This window comes from Methyloceanibacter sp. (assembly GCF_058506495.1).
The window spans coordinates 1-16113 of record NZ_JBZMXT010000050.1 but is presented as its reverse complement, the minus strand read 5'-3'; the positions used below and the strand labels follow the sequence as shown (position 1 = coordinate 16113).

The following is a 16113-nucleotide window of genomic DNA, read 5'->3' as shown; positions in this document are numbered from 1 at the left end:
CCCGTAGAGCTCGACCAGACCTCTGTGGGTCGTGTTTCGCGCATCGATGCCATGCAGGTGCAAGCCATGGCTGTGGCCTCGGAACAGCGGCGTCACGACGAGGCACGGCGCATTGAGGCTGCCATCAAGCGCATCGACGAGGGCGAGTACGGCTACTGCACCGCCTGCGGCGAGGAGATCGCCGAGAAACGGATCGAAGCAGACCCCACTGTCGCGACGTGCATCCGTTGCGCCGCCTAGTCGGCGAGGACTTCAGTCCTTCCGCGTTATCAGCACGAGCCGCAGGTCATTGACGTTGGTCATGGTTGGGCCGGTCTCGAGCAAATCGCCGATGCCCTGGAAAAACGTGTACGGATCATTTTTGGCTTGATGAGCCTTCGCGCTGATGCCGACTGCTTCCGCGCGTTTTAGAGTATCGGGATAGACGAGGGCGCCTGCATTGTCCTCTGAGCCGTCTACGCCGTCTGTGTCGCCGGCCAATGCGTAGATGTTAGGGGCTCCATCAAGCGCGATGGCCATAGACAACAGAAAGTCGGTGTTGGGTCCTCCCTTGCCGCCCGGCGACTTGATGGTCACGGTTGTCTCGCCGCCCGAAATAAGCACACAGGGCGGCTCGGCCGGTTGGCCGCGCATAGCACATTGGCGCGCAATGCCCGCATGGACGAGGCCCACGTCTCGGGACTCGCCCTCGATGCTGTCACCGAGGATGACCGGCGTGATGCCGGCTTTGCGCGCGACCGCCGCTGCGGCTTCGAGTGAGGCTTGTGGGGTGGCGATCATGACGTTCTCAACTCGGTCGAAGCATTTGTCGCCGGGCTTTGGCGTCTCGTCGATCGTTTCTAGGACCCGGCGGACGTTGGCAGGCAGGTCGATCCGGTATTTCTCGACGATCGCGATTGCGTCGGCATTGGTGGATGGATCGGGGACCGTGGGGCCGGACGCAATGATAGAGGCGTCGTCGCCGGGAACGTCGGAGATCATGAGTGCCACGACCTTAGCCGGGTAAGCGGCTTGGGCGAGTCGGCCTCCCTTAATGGCGGACAAGTGCTTGCGCACCGTATTCATCTCGGAGATGGTCGCGCCGCTCGCAAGTAGCGCTTTGTTCACAGCCTGTTTGTCTTCGAGCGAAATGCCGGCTGCAGGGGCGGCCAGCAGCGCTGACCCGCCACCCGAAATAAGGGCTACAACGAGATCGTCCTCGGTAAGACCCTGAACCGCTTTGAAGACGCGTTGCGCGGCCTCGCGGCCCGCGGCGTCCGGAACGGGGTGCGCGGCCTCGACGACCTCGAGCCGTTCCGTGGGGAGCCGATAGCCATAGCGCGTGACAACGACGCCATCGAGCGCGCCGCTCCAACTGTCTTCCAACGCCTTCGCCATCGCGCCAGAGGCTTTGCCGGCTCCGATGATAACAGTGCGGCCTGCCGGGCGATCGGGAAGGTGAGGAGGGACGCAGAGCGATGGCAACGCTGCATCAACGCCAGCCTGGAACATTGCTTTCAATAATTCGTCTGGAGACATCTGATCCCCTCCGCTCCCCGTTGCTTGTTATTGGCCACGAAACTGCACAGACGATTGCCAGAAGGCAAGCGAATGAATACGCTGCCGGGCAGCTTCGCGAACAATCGCGTGTTCTAAAAGACGCAAAGACGTTGGGAGTAGACAATCATGTCCGAGGGCTCGAGCGAACAACACAAGAAACCTAAAACCGATATCGAGATCAGTCAGGCGGCATCGATGCGGCCGATCCTCGATGTGGCTAAGGAAAAGCTCGGGATCGATGCGGAAGACCTCATTCCTTACGGGCATTACAAGGCGAAGGTCTCTCTCGACTACATCGACAGCCTTGAGGACAAGCCAGACGGCAAGCTCGTTCTCGTCACAGCAATTACCCCGACGCCCGCCGGCGAGGGCAAGACCACGACGACCGTCGGCCTTGGCGATGCGCTCAACCTCATTGGCAAGAAGACCATCATGTGTTTGCGCGAGCCCAGTCTCGGCCCCTGCTTTGGCATGAAGGGCGGTGCGGCTGGCGGTGGCTATGCCCAAGTCGTGCCCATGGAGGACATCAACCTTCATTTCACAGGCGACTTCCACGCGATCGGCGCGGCCAACAATCTATTGGCGGCGATGATCGATAACCACATCTATTGGGGCAATAAGCTCGATATTGACTCACGACGCGTGACATGGCGGCGCGGTATCGACATGAACGACCGCGCATTGCGCTCGATCGTCACCTCACTGGGCGGAGTTTCAAACGGCTTTCCTCGCGAGGCCGGCTTCGACATTGTCGTGGCTTCTGAAATCATGGCCATCTTCTGCCTGGCGAAAGACCGGGCGGATTTGCAGCGCCGTCTAGGGCAGATTCAGGTGGGTCAGACGCGCGATAAGACGGCGGTGACGGCAGACCAAATCTCAGCGGCAGGTGCCATGGCAGCGCTACTCAAAGATGCGCTCGCGCCAAATTTGGTCCAGACGCTTGAGAACAACCCAGCCTTCATTCATGGGGGCCCCTTTGCGAATATCGCACACGGCTGTAATTCCGTGATCGCCACGAAGGCTGCCCTGAAGCTCGCCGACTATGTCGTGACCGAAGCGGGTTTCGGTGCTGATCTTGGCGCGGAGAAATTCTTCGACATAAAGTGCCGCAAGGCCGGACTCAAACCGGATTGCGTGGTGATCGTTGCGACCATCCGGGCCCTGAAAATGCACGGAGGCGTCGCTAAGGACGATCTCAAAAAAGAGAACCTCGACGCGCTTGAGAAGGGCTTCGCCAATCTCGAGAAGCACATTGAGAATGTGCGCAAGTTTCAGGTCCCTGTGGTCGTAGCGGTCAACCGGTTCTCGCTCGATACGGACGATGAGATCGCGCTGCTCAAGCGGCTGTGCACGACTGCCAGCGCCGAGTGTGTCATGTCCGATCACTGGGCGCTGGGCGGAAAGGGTGCCGAGGAGCTGGCGGAATGCGTTGTCAAGACGATCGACACCAAGCCTTCGGACTTCCAGCCGCTCTATCCGGATGACATGCCTCTTTGGGACAAAGTCCGGACGGTGGCGCAAGAAATCTACGGCGCCGAGGACATTAGCGGGCCCAAGGCGGTGCGCGACAAGTTCGCTGAGCTTGAGAAGAACGGCTTTGGAAAGCTGCCGATTTGCATCGCGAAGACCCAGTACAGCTTCACGACCAACCCCGACAGGAAGGGTGTGCCGCTCGGCCACACAATACCGGTCCGCGAGGTCAGGCTTTCAGCGGGCGCCGAGTTCGTCGTGGTCATCTGCGGAGACATCATGACAATGCCCGGTCTGCCGCGGGTTCCAGCCGCCAACAACATCGAACTGGACGCCGAAGGCAGGATCACGGGTCTATTCTAGGCCGTCCTTCCCGCGGGTAAGCAAAAGGGTTGCCAGGCGCGCGAGCTGGCGCTACCACCATACTAAAGTCGTATGCACGGGCTCCGTCGGGGCGCCAAGCAACCAATAACTTCCCAGGAGAGGAAACCGATGGCTGGAGCCAGGCGGCCAGGTCGTAATTTTCTATTTGTGCCAGGGCCGACGAATGTGCCCGATAGAATCCTCCGGGCGATGCACGTTCCGATGGAGGATCATCGGTCTCCCGACTTCCCCAGCCTCACAATTCCGCTTTTCTCGGAATTGAAGAAGGTCTTCCAGACCAAGCACGGGCAGGTCGTCGTCTTCCCCGCAAGCGGTACAGGCGCGTGGGAGTCGGCTCTGACCAACACACTGACGCCGAGGGACAAGGTGCTGGCCCCGCGCTTCGGCCAATTCAGCCATCTTTGGATTGATCTCGCTCGCCGCCACGGGCTTGAGGTCATCGTCCAGGAAGAAGAATGGGGAACCGGTGCCAATCCGGACCGGATAGAGGAAGTTCTAAGAGACGATAAAGCCCATGAAATCAAGGGCGTAATGGTGGTCCACAACGAGACCGCTACGGGCGTTACATCCGATGTAGCGGCCGTACGCCGTGCAATCGATGCAGCCCAGCATCCAGCGCTTCTTTATGTCGATGGCGTCAGTTCCATCGGCAGCATCGATTTCCGCTTCGACGAGTGGGGCGTCGATTTGGCGATCACCGGCTCCCAGAAGGGTATGATGTTGCCGGCTGGGCTCGGCATTGTCTGCGCCAGCCAGAAGGCGCTGGCGAAGATGCAAGATGCGAAGTGCACGCGCGCCTATTTCGACCTGGCGGACCAATTTAACGCTAATGCGAACGGATATTTTCCGTACACGCCGGCGTTGCCGCTGCTGTATGGCTTGCGCGAAGCCTTGACGATGATGTTCGAGGAAGGCCTCGAAAATGTCTTCGCCCGCCATCGGTTCCTCGCCGGCGGTACGCGAGCTGCCGTCGACGCGTGGGGCCTATCACTCTGCGCGAAGGAGCCGAAATGGCACTCCGACACGGTTAGCGCGATTATGGTGCCCGAGGGTTTCAACGGCGCCGAAGTCATCGAGAGGGCGTTCCGCCGCTATAACCTCGCGCTCGGCGCGGGGCTGTCTGAGGTCGCAGGCAAGCTATTCCGTATCGGCCACCTTGGCGATCTCAACGAACTGATGTTGCTTGGCGCTATTTCCGGTGCCGAGATGTCCATGCGCGATGTCGGCATTCAGGTCGAGCCCGGTTCGGGCGTGGCCGCCGCGCAAGAGTATTTCCGTACCGCTAATGGCGCCGCCGATCAGCGCCTGGCCGCGGAGTAAGGGGCCAGGCACTTTTTGAGTAAGCGCTAGGTTCATGATGAAACATCGTCCCTGCCGGGCTGCTTCCGCCCCGGAGGACTTCACAGCGCGGGTGGTTGCTGCCCGTCGGACAGATAGGGGGGTTCCGTGGAACACGAAATCGTTTTCCTCGACCGCGAGTCGGTTGGCGCCGACGTCCGCTCAGCCAGTTTCCCGCACAATTATACCGAGCATCAATCGACTTGGACGCCTGAGGACATTGTTGATCGTCTGAAAGACGCGACCATCGCGATCATAAACAAGGTGCCGATGCGCGAGGAGGTCCTCAAGCAGCTGCCGAAGTTGAAGCTGATCGCCGTGGCTGCAACGGGCACCGACGTCGTCGACAAGGCCTACTGCAAGGCCAACGGCATTACGGTCGTCAATATCCGCGGTTATGCCTTCAACACGGTTCCAGAACATGTCTTGGCGTTGATGTTCGCCTTGCGCCGCAATCTACTCGCTTACATCGAGGACACGCGCAATGGGCGCTGGGCCGAGGTCGATCAGTTCTGCTTCTTCGATCATCCCATCCGCGATATTGCGGACTCGACAATGGGTATCATCGGCTATGGCGCCATCGGCAAGGCCGTTGCCAAGCGGGCAGAGTGCCTTGGCATGAAGATCCTGCCCTACGATGTCTTCCCGCAGGATGGGCTTGTCGATCTCGAGACCGTGCTGAAGGAAAGCGACGTCATCACGCTGCACTGCCCGTTGACGCCGGAGACGGCCAACATGATTGGCGAGAAAGAGCTGAAGATGATGAAGCCGACCTCGATCTTGATCAACACGGCGCGTGGCGGCCTGGTCGACGAGGTCGCTCTTGCCGAGGCTTTAAAGGCTGGCACCATCGCGGGCGCAGGGTTCGACGTGCTTACGACGGAGCCTCCGAAAGAAGGCAACATTCTTCTCGATCTCAAACTGCCGAACTTCATCGTCACGCCCCACGTCGCGTGGGCAAGCCGCGAGGCCATGCAGATTCTGGCAGACCAGCTGATGGATAATATCGATGCGTTTGTTGCGGGTAGCCCGCAGAATGTCGTCGAATAGCGCGTAAAGGGAATTCAAAATGAAGAAACTGCTGTTCTTGTTCGACACCGATCCGATGCCGAGCATTTTCGATACTGTCGTCGGTTACGATGGCGGTGCCGACATTGTCACGGGCTACGCAGGTGTTACGCCTGAGAACGTCGGTGCACTGATCGACGGCTGCATTTACACGCGCGGAGGAAAAGATAAGCAAAACACCGCGATCTTCGTAGGCGGTGGCAACATGGCCAAGGGCGAAGAGCTCTACGAGAAGGTGAAGAAGCACTTCTTCGGCCCATTCCGAGTTTCCGTAATGCTGGACTCCAATGGTTCGAACACGACGGCGGCCGCTGGCGTGGCGCTCCTTGCCAAGGGACGCGATCTCAAGGGCAAGAAAGCCGTCGTGCTTGCCGGCACGGGGCCTGTGGGTATGCGCGCAGCGGGCTTCTTTGGCATGGAAGGGTGCGATGTCACCATTACGTCGCGCACGAAAGAACGCGCGGAGGAGGCGGCAAAGGTTATCGAGGATCGCTTCGGATTTAAGGTCTCGGGCGCTGCGGGAGCAACAGATGAAGAGCGCAGCGAAGCTGTGAAAGACGCCAATATTGTCTACTCCGCCGGAGCCATCGGCGTGCAGTTGCTTCCGAAGTCGGCTTGGGAGAACAACCCGAATATTGAGCTTCTGGCCGATGTGAACGCGCAGCCGCCCATGGGTATTGAGGGTGTGGACGCCATGGACAAAGGCAAAGATTACAACGGCAAGATCGGTTACGGCGCACTTGGGATTGGCGGACTCAAGCTCAAGCTGCACCGAGAGTGCATTGCCAAGATGTTCGAAAGCTCTGAGGGCGTTTACGATGCCGAGGAGATCTATGCGCTTGCGAAAGAGATGGCCTGATGACCGAGATCAAAGATACCGCGATCGAGCCTTTCCTTGATCAGCTCGCCTCAAGTGCTGCAACGCCGGGTGGGGGCAGCGCTGCTGCAATTCTTGGCGGTATGGGAGCAGCTCTCGTCAGTATGGTCTGCAATTTGACGATCGGCAAAAAGAAGTATGCGGACGTTGAAGACGAGCTGAAAGATGTCTTGGCGAAAGCCGAGGATCTGCGTCATCGGATGACGGCGATGATTCAGGACGACGTCCAGGCCTTCGATACGGTTATGGGCGCCTATGGAATGCCCAAGGAGACCGACGACGAAAAAGCTGCACGCGCTGCAGCAATTCAGGATGCGCTCAAGATGGCGACGGAAGTTCCGATCCGCTGCTGCCGTTTGGCGCGAGACGTCATCGATCTGTCACTTATCGCGTCTGAGAAGGGCAACATTAATGTGATCTCCGATGCTGGCGTTGCGGTTCTGTCTGCATGCGCAGCACTTCGGAGTGCAGCCTTAAATGTCTATATCAATGCAAAAATGATTTCCGACGCGAGCTTTGTGGAGTCTAAGCTGAGTGAACTGGAGGGTCTTCTCGCCGGTGCGGAAGCAACGACCGAGAAGGCATACGAGATCGTAAAGGGCAAGGTTAGTTGACGCCCCTCGGCGTGGACTTCCGAATGAGAAGGCCCGGCGAGCTGACTTTGTAGAAGGAGGAACGACGTGGACGTTCACGAGTATCAAGCCAAAGAACTTCTGGGCAGCTTCGGCGTACCAGTGCCGAAGGGTGCGGTTGCTTTCAGCCCCGATCAGGCCGTTTATGCGGCGACGGAACTTGGCGGCTGGAGCTGGGCGGTCAAGGCGCAGATCCACGCCGGCGCTCGCGGTAAGGCCGGCGGCATTAAGATTTGCAAGACCTATCACGAGGTCCGTGAGGCAGCGCAGGAACTGCTGGGCAAGCGTTTGGTGACGAACCAGACGGGTCCAGAAGGCAAGCCCGTGCAGCGTGTTTACGTGGAGGCGGCAGAACCTTTCGAAAAGGAACTGTATCTTGGTTACGTACTAGACCGGAAAGCAGAGCGCATTCGCGTGATTGCCTCGCAGGAAGGCGGGATGGAGATTGAGGAACTCGCCAAAACCAATCCCGATGCCATTCTTCAGGTCATTGTCGAGCCGGCGGTGGGTTTGCAGTCGTTTCAAGCACGAGAATTGGCGTTCCAACTCGGCCTCACAATTAAGCAGGCTCAGAGTTGCGTCTCGACGATCGTGAATGCCTACCGCGCATTCCGCGACTGCGACGCCCAGATGCTCGAGATCAACCCGCTGGTCGTGACGAAGGACGACCGCGTGCTTGCACTCGACGCGAAGATGTCATTCGACGACAACGCACTCTTCCGGCGTCACGGCGTTTCTGACATGTACGACCCCTCGCAGCAGGATCCACGTGAGGCCCAAGCCGCGGAGCACAATCTCAATTATATCGGCCTCGATGGAGATATTGGCTGCATCGTTAACGGAGCGGGTCTTGCCATGGCCACCATGGACATGATCAAGCATGCGGGCGGTGAGCCGGCTAACTTCCTTGATGTGGGCGGCGGGGCTTCGCCGGACCGCATTGAGACGGCCATGAAGCTGGTTGTTTCCGATGCCAATGTGAAGGCGATCCTGGTGAACATCTTCGCCGGCATCAATCGTTGCGACTGGGTCGCTAAGGGTGTGGTTCAAGCCTGCGGAAATCTTGACATCAAGGTTCCGCTAGTTGTGCGCCTTGCCGGGACGAATGTGGAAGATGGCCGTAAAATCTTAGAAGAGAGTGGGCTTAAGCTCATCACGGCAGACACGTTGTCCGAGGCCGCTGAGAAGGCTGTTCAGGCCTGTCAGGGCAAACTGCAGGCTGCGTAGGGGCGATGATCGGAGATCTGTAATGAGCATCTTAATTGACGAGAGAACCCCGGTGATTGTTCAAGGCATGACCGGAGACAAGGGCACCTTCCACGCGCGGGAAATGATTGAGTACGGTACGAACGTGGTTGGTGGCGTGACCCCGGGAAAAGGCGGCGGCCGGCACCTCGATCGTCCTCTTTTTAATACGGTCAAGGAAGCCGTTAAGGAAACGGGCGCCGAGGCGTCAATCACCTTTGTGGCGCCAGCGTTCTGTGCTGATGCAATCATGGAATGCGCAGATGCAGGTATAAGGCTGGTCTGCTCCATCACCGACGGCATTCCGGCGCAAGACATGATGCGGGTGAAGCGCTACCTGATGCGCTATCCGCGCGATCGCCGGACTATGATGGTTGGCCCCAACTGTGCGGGCATCATCAGTCCCGGGAAGTCCATGCTCGGTATCATGCCGGGGCACATTTACCTTCAAGGTAAGGTCGGTGTGATATCGCGCTCCGGTACGCTCGGTTACGAGGCAGCCGCGCAAATGAAGGAGCATGGGATCGGCATTTCGACGTCGGTCGGTATTGGCGGCGACCCGATCAACGGATCCTCGTTTTTGGATCACCTCGCCTTGTTTGAAGAAGATCCCGAAACCGATGCCGTGCTGATGATCGGCGAGATCGGCGGTCCGCAGGAAGCTGAGGCGTCTGCTTGGATCAAAGACAACATGGCTAAGCCCGTTGTTGGCTTCGTTGCGGGTCTTACCGCGCCGAAGGGACGTCGCATGGGTCATGCCGGCGCGATCATTTCGGCGGCTGGCGACAGCGCAGCCGAGAAGGCGGAAATCATGAAGGCGAACGGGCTGACTGTGGCGCCGAACCCAAGCGAGTTCGGTACGACTGTGGCCAAGGTTCTGGGAGCCTAAGGAGAGAAGGAGAGCGCTGGACGCGCCCAGGTCATGGACGGCGCCTATGCTGATTCTGGGCCTTCCCCGGAAGGCAAACAATTGCAGGTGGGACCGCCTGGCTCCACCGCACCACCGGTCGCCGGACCCGGCGATCGGATCAGAGCGTGCTGGGGGTCCGCGCGAGCTACTGAGTGACAGATCCAAGACCGATCAGCGAAGTCGGAGTGCGGACATTGGCGATGAATGAGGATGTCAGAACTAGCGATGTGGTAGATCAGACCAGTAATACTGCTCTGATCACGGGAACATCGCCAAAGTACGCCGCGCAGCTCTTGTTCGAGCTACTCTTAGACGTAGTGCGGCGCCACGAGCCGGCGATCGAACCGATCTTGGCGGGCGGGGCTGAGATCTCCATCGCGGAGTACTCGCCCGAATTGATGTCGCGCGCCCTGTCGGCGCAAGGAATCTGGTTCCATCTTTTGTCCATCGCCGATCAGAACGCGACGATGCGCCGGCGCCGGCATATTGAGCGCGAGCGCGGCCGTGACGATCTTCTTGGGTCGTTTGACAACGTTATCGACCGAGCGAAGGGTGTCGGCGTTGGTCCTCGCGAGATCGAGACACTGCTGCAGAACCTGCGCATTCGCCCGGTGATTACCGCCCATCCGACAGAATCAAAACGCATTACGGTTCTCGAGAAGTATCGCAAGATCTATCTGTTGCTCCTGGAGCTCGAGAACGCGCGTTGGACCAAGCGCGAACGCTATACCATTATCGCCAACATTCGGGACCAGATCGAATTGGTCTGGATGACCGGCGAGCTTCACTTGCAAAAGCCCACGGTTGAGCACGAAGTGCTCCGTGGTCTCCATTTTTTCGACGAGGCTTTGTTCGAAAGGGCGCCAGAGGTTCTGGAGCTCCTTCAAGGCGCCTTGAAGCGACATTATCCGGACGAGCAGTTCGACCTGCCGCCCTTCTTCCAATTCGGTTCCTGGATCGGCGGCGACCGCGACGGAAACCCGTTCGTAACGACAGAAGTCACGGGCTGGGCGCTTCGCAAGAATGCCATGGCGGCCTTGAACTACTATTACGGGCGCCTCGTTGCCTTGGCGCGCTCTATGTCGATTAGCCAACGCGCGCTTCCGATCCCGGAGACCTTCCAAGAAGAATTGGCGGGGGAACTGCGCGCAAGCGGCGACGGGGAGGCGATCGCTGAGCGGAACCCCGGCGAGCCCTACCGGCAGTTTCTCACCTGCATACTGCGCAAGCTCGACGCCACGATGCAGCGCGCCAACGGCAAAGATATCGAAGTCGGCACACCCCATTACACAAATGCCGATGAGCTGATTCACGACTTGCGGCGGATGGAGCGCGCCCTCAGCGACGTAAACAGTCCGACCATTGCAAACGATATGGTTCGACCCGTCCGGCGTGCCGTGGAGCTCTTCCGGTTCTCGACAGTTCGGCTCGATCTTCGGGAGAACACGACCCGGACCACACAAGCGGTCCAGGCCTTGTGGTGGGCCAGCGAGGGCTCTTCGAAAAGCGACCCGCCAGAACTCGGCTCTCCGGAATGGCGGGCATGGCTTCTGCAAGCGCTCGCTCGTCCTCTGCCGACCGATGGTTCGAACGAGCCGATACCGTCCGAGGCGGAAGAGACCATCGCGATGTTCAAGCAGGCGGCGGAAATTCGCCGCGGTCTCGATCCTGACTCTTATGGGTCCTTTATCATTTCAATGACCCGCTCGGTCGACGACATTCTTGGTGCCTATCTGCTCGCAAAACACGGTGGGTTGTTTTTGGACGCGGCAGGAACGGAGATTTGCTCTTTGCCGATTGTCCCGCTTTTCGAAACGATCGACGATCTGCGCGCCGCCCCGGCCATTATGCGTGAGGCCTTGGCGATCCCACTGATCCGCCGCTCAACTCATTGGCAGGGCGGGCTTCAGGAAGTCATGCTCGGCTACTCGGACTCCAATAAGGATGGTGGCTATGTCGCCGCAAATTGGGAGCTGGCAAAGGCCCAACAACAGCTCACACGCGTGGGCGAGAGCGCTGGCACGCCGATCTCGTTCTTCCATGGCCGAGGCGGCTCGGTCTCACGTGGCGGCGCGCCGACCGGCCGCGCCATTGCCGCTCAGCCCGCGGGGTCAATCCGCGGCCGATATCGGGTCACTGAGCAGGGTGAAGTCGTCTCCTCAAAATATGCGAACAAGGGAACGGCCCTCTATCAGATGGAGCTTCTCGCCTCGAGTGTCCTCGAGCATGCGTTGATGTCCGAGCGAGAGGCGGCCCTTAAACCGAGCGGCGAATTTGACGATGCCTTGGAAGCCCTATCGGGGCTTTCGCGCGTTGCCTACGACAAGCTGCTGTCCAACCCGAACCTCGTCGATTACTTTCAGGCTGCCAGTCCATTGGAGGAAATCTCACTCCTCAATATCGGCTCGCGTCCCGCACGCCGTTTCGGTGCAAGTTCGTTGAAGGACTTGCGGGCGATTCCGTGGGTGTTTGCTTGGTCCCAGAACCGGCACATGATCACCAACTGGTACGGCGTCGGCAGTGCCATTCAGAGTTTCCTGGACGTGCGTGGCGACAAGGGCGCGCGGTTGCTCGGCGACATGTTCAACGAGTCACGTCTGATGCGTCTGATTGTCGACGAAGTCGAGAAAGCGCTCGCCCGCGTAGATCTCAGAATCGCCCGAGATTATGCAAGCCTGGTGTCCGATGAGCAGGTGCGGGAAGAAATATTTTCGATGATCGAACAGGAATACGCGCTTACGAAGGAGATGGTGCTCTCGATATCGGGTAGCGCATTCCCGGGTGAGCGTTTCGAGCAATTCCGTGCGTCGCTGGCCGATAGGCTGTCCACGGTCAATCAAGTGAGCCGGGAACAGGTCGAGCTGCTGCGCCGGTTCAGAGCGAGCGAAAACGAGCAGGAGCGCGAGTCGTACAAATCCGCGTTGTTGCTTTCCATCAATACCGTGGCCGCCGGACTCGGCGCCACAGGCTAAATCAGGAGGAGAATGAAATGAGTTTTACGCTGATCCAGCAGGCTACGCCGCGCCTGCATCGTTCGGAGCTGGCTGTGCCCGGTTCCAACCCCGGCATGTTCGAGAAGGCCGCAGCCAGCGCCGCGGACGTCATTTTCCTCGATCTTGAGGACGCCGTCGCGCCAGACGACAAGGAGCAGGCCCGCAAGAACATCATTCAGGGGCTCAATGACATCGACTGGGGCAATAAGACCATGATGATCCGCATCAATGGTCTCGACACCCATTACGCCTATCGCGATGTAATCGATGTGCTTGAGAACTGCCCGCGCCTTGACATGATTCTTATCCCCAAGGTCGGCGTGCCCGAGGATGTTTATGCCATCGACATGCTCGTCACGCAGGTCGAGCAGTACAAGAAATACGAAAAGAAGCTCGGCCTTGAGCTTCTTATCGAGACAGCACTCGGGATGGCGAATGTGGAGGCCATCGCCCAGTCGAGCCCACGCGTCGAGGCGATGAGCTTCGGCGTTGCGGACTACGCCGCGTCCACGCGGGCTCGGACGGTTGGTATTGGTGGTCCTCATCCCGACCACGGCGTCCTGACTGACGCTGATGCGGACGGCAAGCGCGACTATCACTGGGGCGATCCTTGGCATTTTGCGCTGTCACGCATGATGGTGGCCTGCCGAGCTTATGGCCTGCGTCCGATCGACGGACCTTTCGGAGACTTCTCCGACGCCGACGGCTACAAGGCCGCTGCGAAGCGCGCCGCTGTTCTCGGGTTCGAGGGCAAGTGGGCGATCCATCCCTCTCAGATTCCGTTGGCGAATGAAGTCTTCTCGCCGGCCGCCGCCGAAGTCGAGAAGGCGAAGCGCATTGTCGATGCGATGGAGCAGGCAGCCAAAGAAGGCAAGGGCGCGGTGTCACTCGATGGCCGATTGATCGACATCGCCTCGATCCGCCAAGCACAGGCGCTGCTCGACAAGGCTGCCCAAATCAAGGGCTGAGCCTCCGCGGCCGCCCGTGACGCTGTTGGAAAACAAGAACGGCCGGAATTTGTTCCGGCCGTTTTCTTTTTGTGGAACGACGGTCGTTCGCTCGGTAGTGGTGTTGCTTTTCGAGAATGCTGCGCTTCGCGCGCGCAATGCCCGTAGCGTAGTCTGCCTAAGCCACCGTCTCGATTAGTCCAAGGCCCACTTCGTCATCGGGGCGCGCCAAGGACGCGGACGGCAAGAAGCTCAGGCCATAGACCAGTCCAACGAGAACGATGCTGGTCAAAAGCGATAGAATTGTCATTTCGGTACTCCACTCCCTAAACTTCTCCCTTATGGCAGGCGAAGGGGGCAGCCGCTCGACCGAATGTCGGCAACTCTTTGACATTTTTGGCGCTTTGAGCCACACGGCTGCCGAAAGCCTTACGGTTTCGTAACTCAATGCAAGTCGCTTGGTGGGGCCTACGACCGCGGTCGCACAGAAGGCCTGCTCCGCGGTCTCTCGACTAATTTGCGATACGCGCTTTGTTGGCGCCTTCGAGCAAGAGCATCAGGGGCTGCGGGTCGACCTTGCCGGGCTCTTGGTAGGGATTACTCATGGCATAGATGATTGAGCCGGTGATTCCCGTCGTAAAGAAGAAGATGCACGCGAACGCCACGTTGATGGGCGTCAGCGCGAAGACACCAAACAGGAACGCGAGAAATACAAAGCAGATCGCGAAGAACGCCCAAAACGGCGTTGAGACCAAGGGCTCGCGCGACCCAATCAGCTTCTTTCCGCGCAAGTCGATGAGTTTGCTGCATGATCGCTGGAACTCGTCCTTAGCCCAGGCGATGTGCGGCTCGTCACCCTCCTGCTGTATCATGCTGCGGCAGCTATCGCCCAAATAGTTGCTCGTGACGCGGCCAGCACTACCCACGCCCTCGGGCGTCAAGAACTCTCTTAGTGACCGTGCGGCAAACGCATTCAGGTTATCTTGGACCTCTTCCTTGTTCGAAAGACCGTCCGCGTTGGCCACAATGAATTGCAGTGTTCCGATCAAACGCGCTTCTTCTTGAAGATCGCGCTTGGCCTCGATCAAGTAGGCGGCGGATGCGGCGAAGATCAGACCGCAAGCAATGCCGAAAATAGCCGAGACGCGGAAGCCTACGACCCCTGCGACGTCCTTCGTATCCTCGTCACCAAATCGCCGAAACGCGAAATGCCCGAGAAGCAGGAACATGAGCCCGACGAGCGTGACCCCAAGGCCGGCAATGATCCCCGTCAGGATGAAGCTATCTTGAACGCTCATGCGTCGTGTCTAACGGAAGAATAGTGCAGATGGCAATCGAGAGCCGTCGCGCTCCGGGGCCTAGGCAAATCCGATTAAGACACAGCGCGCATTAGGAGAAAACGGCAGCCCAAAACACCGCCGTCTGCATCGCCTGGTTCGAATGTGGTTGCTGCAATGCTCGCCGGTGCGGATCCTCTCCTACCTAATCGACGAACACTGGAATGCGCAGGAGCTGACCCGGATAGATCTTGTCGGGGTGCGAGAGCATGGGCTTATTCGCCTCGAAGATGGTATGATATTTGGAACCGTCGCCGTAAAACTTCTCCGCGATGGCCCAAAGTGTGTCGCCCTTGGCCACCGTGTGGAATTTGCCCTCGGGCTTGTCGTCCGCCGGTTTCAATTCTTCGTCGACCTTCGAGATGCCGTCTACGTTGCCGGCAGCAACAATAATTTTCTCGCGGGTCTCTTGATCGGGCACATCGCCGCTGACCTTTACGGTCTCGCCTTCCACTTCGACCTTAATCTTGTCCGCAAGGCTTGGGTCACCGACTTCCTTCGCAATGGCTTCGGCGGGGTCGGTATCCGCGGCCTCGGCGCTCGAACCGAACAGGCTCTTGCCCGCATTCTTGACGAAATCAAAAAAACCCATGTCGTTTCCTTTCTTCGGATTTCGGGCCCTTGAGAAGAGGTTGAAGGCCCTTGGAGAGGACCGCCAAGTGCATCCCATGCGCGTGACGGTCCCTTTCGGTTCTGCTGAGGGCGGATCGCCTGCTAGGCGGATGGTGCGCCGACCAACTGATGCAGGCGCGCGACGGCGTCAGGCGCAATGCCGGTGCCGTCGGCAAGTCCTTCTAGGAAGGCGCGCTCCGCCGGGGTGTCGACAGAGATCGCCATTAGCGATGCGGCGTAAACCTGGATGCCGACTTCAGGATTGGGAATCGCATTCACCAATCCAGCAAGATCTTGCGGCTTCGCCATCTCGGCTTGAACAAACTCTTTTTCTTCGTCGGTAATGCCGCCCTCTGCGAGTTTGCCGGTCAACTTTTCGATCTCGTCTCGCGAGACCTCGCCGTCAGATTTGATCGCCTCAATCATGCCACGCAGGCACAGCTCGGCTGTCTCTGGGGCTGAAATTTGCCGCACTTCGGTTTCGGAGAGCCCGAGCGCGTTGACGCTGTCGCCGCCGCTCGCGGCCTGAGCCTGCCAGTTCTTAAGCGCGGAAAGAGCTAGTGTCCCAAGTATGGCCATCGCGCTGCCGCCAACCGCGCCCTTCGCGGAGCTTCCGCCTCCGCCAAGTATGGCGCCTGCCAGGGCGCCGAGACCGCCCAGCTCGCCTTTGCTCATCCCGCCGACGCCGCTGGGAGAGCCGAGCATGTTTCCAAGGTTGCCAAGAATATCGCCAAGAGCGCCGGACGACTGGCCGCCGCTTG

The 16113-nt window shown here is 59.1% G+C and carries 15 protein-coding genes; 10 read left to right on the top strand and 5 right to left on the bottom strand.

Annotation, left to right across the window (positions count from 1 at the left end):
• A partial coding sequence (locus tag AC33YF_RS09545; RefSeq protein WP_491776974.1) for a TraR/DksA family transcriptional regulator occupies nucleotides 1-240 on the top strand: 240 nt, incomplete at its 5' end.
• A gap of 12 nt (nucleotides 241-252) precedes the next feature.
• On the opposite strand, the gene AC33YF_RS09540 is transcribed toward AC33YF_RS09545, so the two are convergent.
• Nucleotides 253-1518: a glycerate kinase type-2 family protein gene (locus tag AC33YF_RS09540; protein WP_491776973.1), complete on the bottom strand. Its 1266-nt coding sequence runs from the start codon at nucleotides 1516-1518 to the stop codon at nucleotides 253-255.
• 147 nt (nucleotides 1519-1665) lie between these two features.
• Between AC33YF_RS09540 and AC33YF_RS09535 the strand changes: the two genes are divergently transcribed.
• The 9 genes from AC33YF_RS09535 (at nucleotide 1666) to AC33YF_RS09495 (ending at nucleotide 13424) form a co-directional block, all read left to right on the top strand.
• Nucleotides 1666-3372 carry a formate--tetrahydrofolate ligase gene (locus AC33YF_RS09535; protein WP_491776972.1) on the top strand — a complete coding sequence of 569 codons (1707 nt, stop codon included), beginning with the start codon at nucleotides 1666-1668 and terminating at the stop codon, nucleotides 3370-3372.
• A gap of 129 nt (nucleotides 3373-3501) precedes the next feature.
• Complete coding sequence (locus AC33YF_RS09530; RefSeq protein ID WP_491776971.1) at nucleotides 3502-4713, top strand: aminotransferase class V-fold PLP-dependent enzyme; 1212 nt, start codon at nucleotides 3502-3504, stop codon at nucleotides 4711-4713.
• A 126-nt stretch (nucleotides 4714-4839) separates the two neighbouring features.
• On the top strand, nucleotides 4840-5781 hold the full coding sequence (locus tag AC33YF_RS09525; RefSeq protein WP_491776970.1) for a D-2-hydroxyacid dehydrogenase: 942 nt from the start codon (nucleotides 4840-4842) through the stop codon (nucleotides 5779-5781).
• 19 nt (nucleotides 5782-5800) lie between these two features.
• Nucleotides 5801-6658: an NADP-dependent methylenetetrahydromethanopterin/methylenetetrahydrofolate dehydrogenase gene (locus AC33YF_RS09520; RefSeq protein ID WP_491776969.1), complete on the top strand. Its 858-nt coding sequence runs from the start codon at nucleotides 5801-5803 to the stop codon at nucleotides 6656-6658.
• On the top strand, nucleotides 6658-7290 hold the full coding sequence (fchA, locus tag AC33YF_RS09515) for a methenyltetrahydrofolate cyclohydrolase (RefSeq protein ID WP_491776968.1): 633 nt from the start codon (nucleotides 6658-6660) through the stop codon (nucleotides 7288-7290). Before AC33YF_RS09520 ends, fchA begins: the two co-directional genes overlap by 1 nt.
• Nucleotides 7291-7356: 66 nt before the next feature.
• The gene (locus AC33YF_RS09510) at nucleotides 7357-8535 is read left to right on the top strand and encodes a malate--CoA ligase subunit beta (protein ID WP_491776967.1); all 1179 of its coding nucleotides are present in this window, start codon (nucleotides 7357-7359) and stop codon (nucleotides 8533-8535) included.
• A 22-nt stretch (nucleotides 8536-8557) separates the two neighbouring features.
• The gene (gene sucD, locus AC33YF_RS09505; protein WP_491776966.1) at nucleotides 8558-9442 is read left to right on the top strand and encodes a succinate--CoA ligase subunit alpha; all 885 of its coding nucleotides are present in this window, start codon (nucleotides 8558-8560) and stop codon (nucleotides 9440-9442) included.
• Between the two features lie 221 nt (nucleotides 9443-9663).
• Entirely contained in the window at nucleotides 9664-12435 is a 2772-nt protein-coding gene (locus AC33YF_RS09500) for a phosphoenolpyruvate carboxylase (RefSeq protein ID WP_491776975.1), read from the top strand.
• A 17-nt stretch (nucleotides 12436-12452) separates the two neighbouring features.
• Nucleotides 12453-13424 (top strand): HpcH/HpaI aldolase/citrate lyase family protein, encoded by a 972-nt coding sequence (locus AC33YF_RS09495; protein ID WP_491776965.1) that lies wholly within the window; start codon nucleotides 12453-12455, stop codon nucleotides 13422-13424.
• A 157-nt stretch (nucleotides 13425-13581) separates the two neighbouring features.
• Here AC33YF_RS09495 and AC33YF_RS09490 read toward each other — a convergent pair whose 3' ends face one another.
• The 4 genes from AC33YF_RS09490 to AC33YF_RS09475 all read right to left on the bottom strand — a co-directional run.
• Entirely contained in the window at nucleotides 13582-13713 is a 132-nt protein-coding gene (locus AC33YF_RS09490; RefSeq protein WP_491776964.1) for a hypothetical protein, read from the bottom strand.
• 202 nt (nucleotides 13714-13915) lie between these two features.
• Nucleotides 13916-14701: a bestrophin-like domain gene (locus AC33YF_RS09485; protein ID WP_491776963.1), complete on the bottom strand. Its 786-nt coding sequence runs from the start codon at nucleotides 14699-14701 to the stop codon at nucleotides 13916-13918.
• A gap of 184 nt (nucleotides 14702-14885) precedes the next feature.
• Nucleotides 14886-15332 (bottom strand): peptidoglycan-binding protein LysM, encoded by a 447-nt coding sequence (gene lysM, locus AC33YF_RS09480; protein WP_491776962.1) that lies wholly within the window; start codon nucleotides 15330-15332, stop codon nucleotides 14886-14888.
• 122 nt (nucleotides 15333-15454) lie between these two features.
• The coding region (locus AC33YF_RS09475; protein ID WP_491776961.1) for a tellurite resistance TerB family protein at nucleotides 15455-16113 on the bottom strand (659 nt) is incomplete at its 5' end.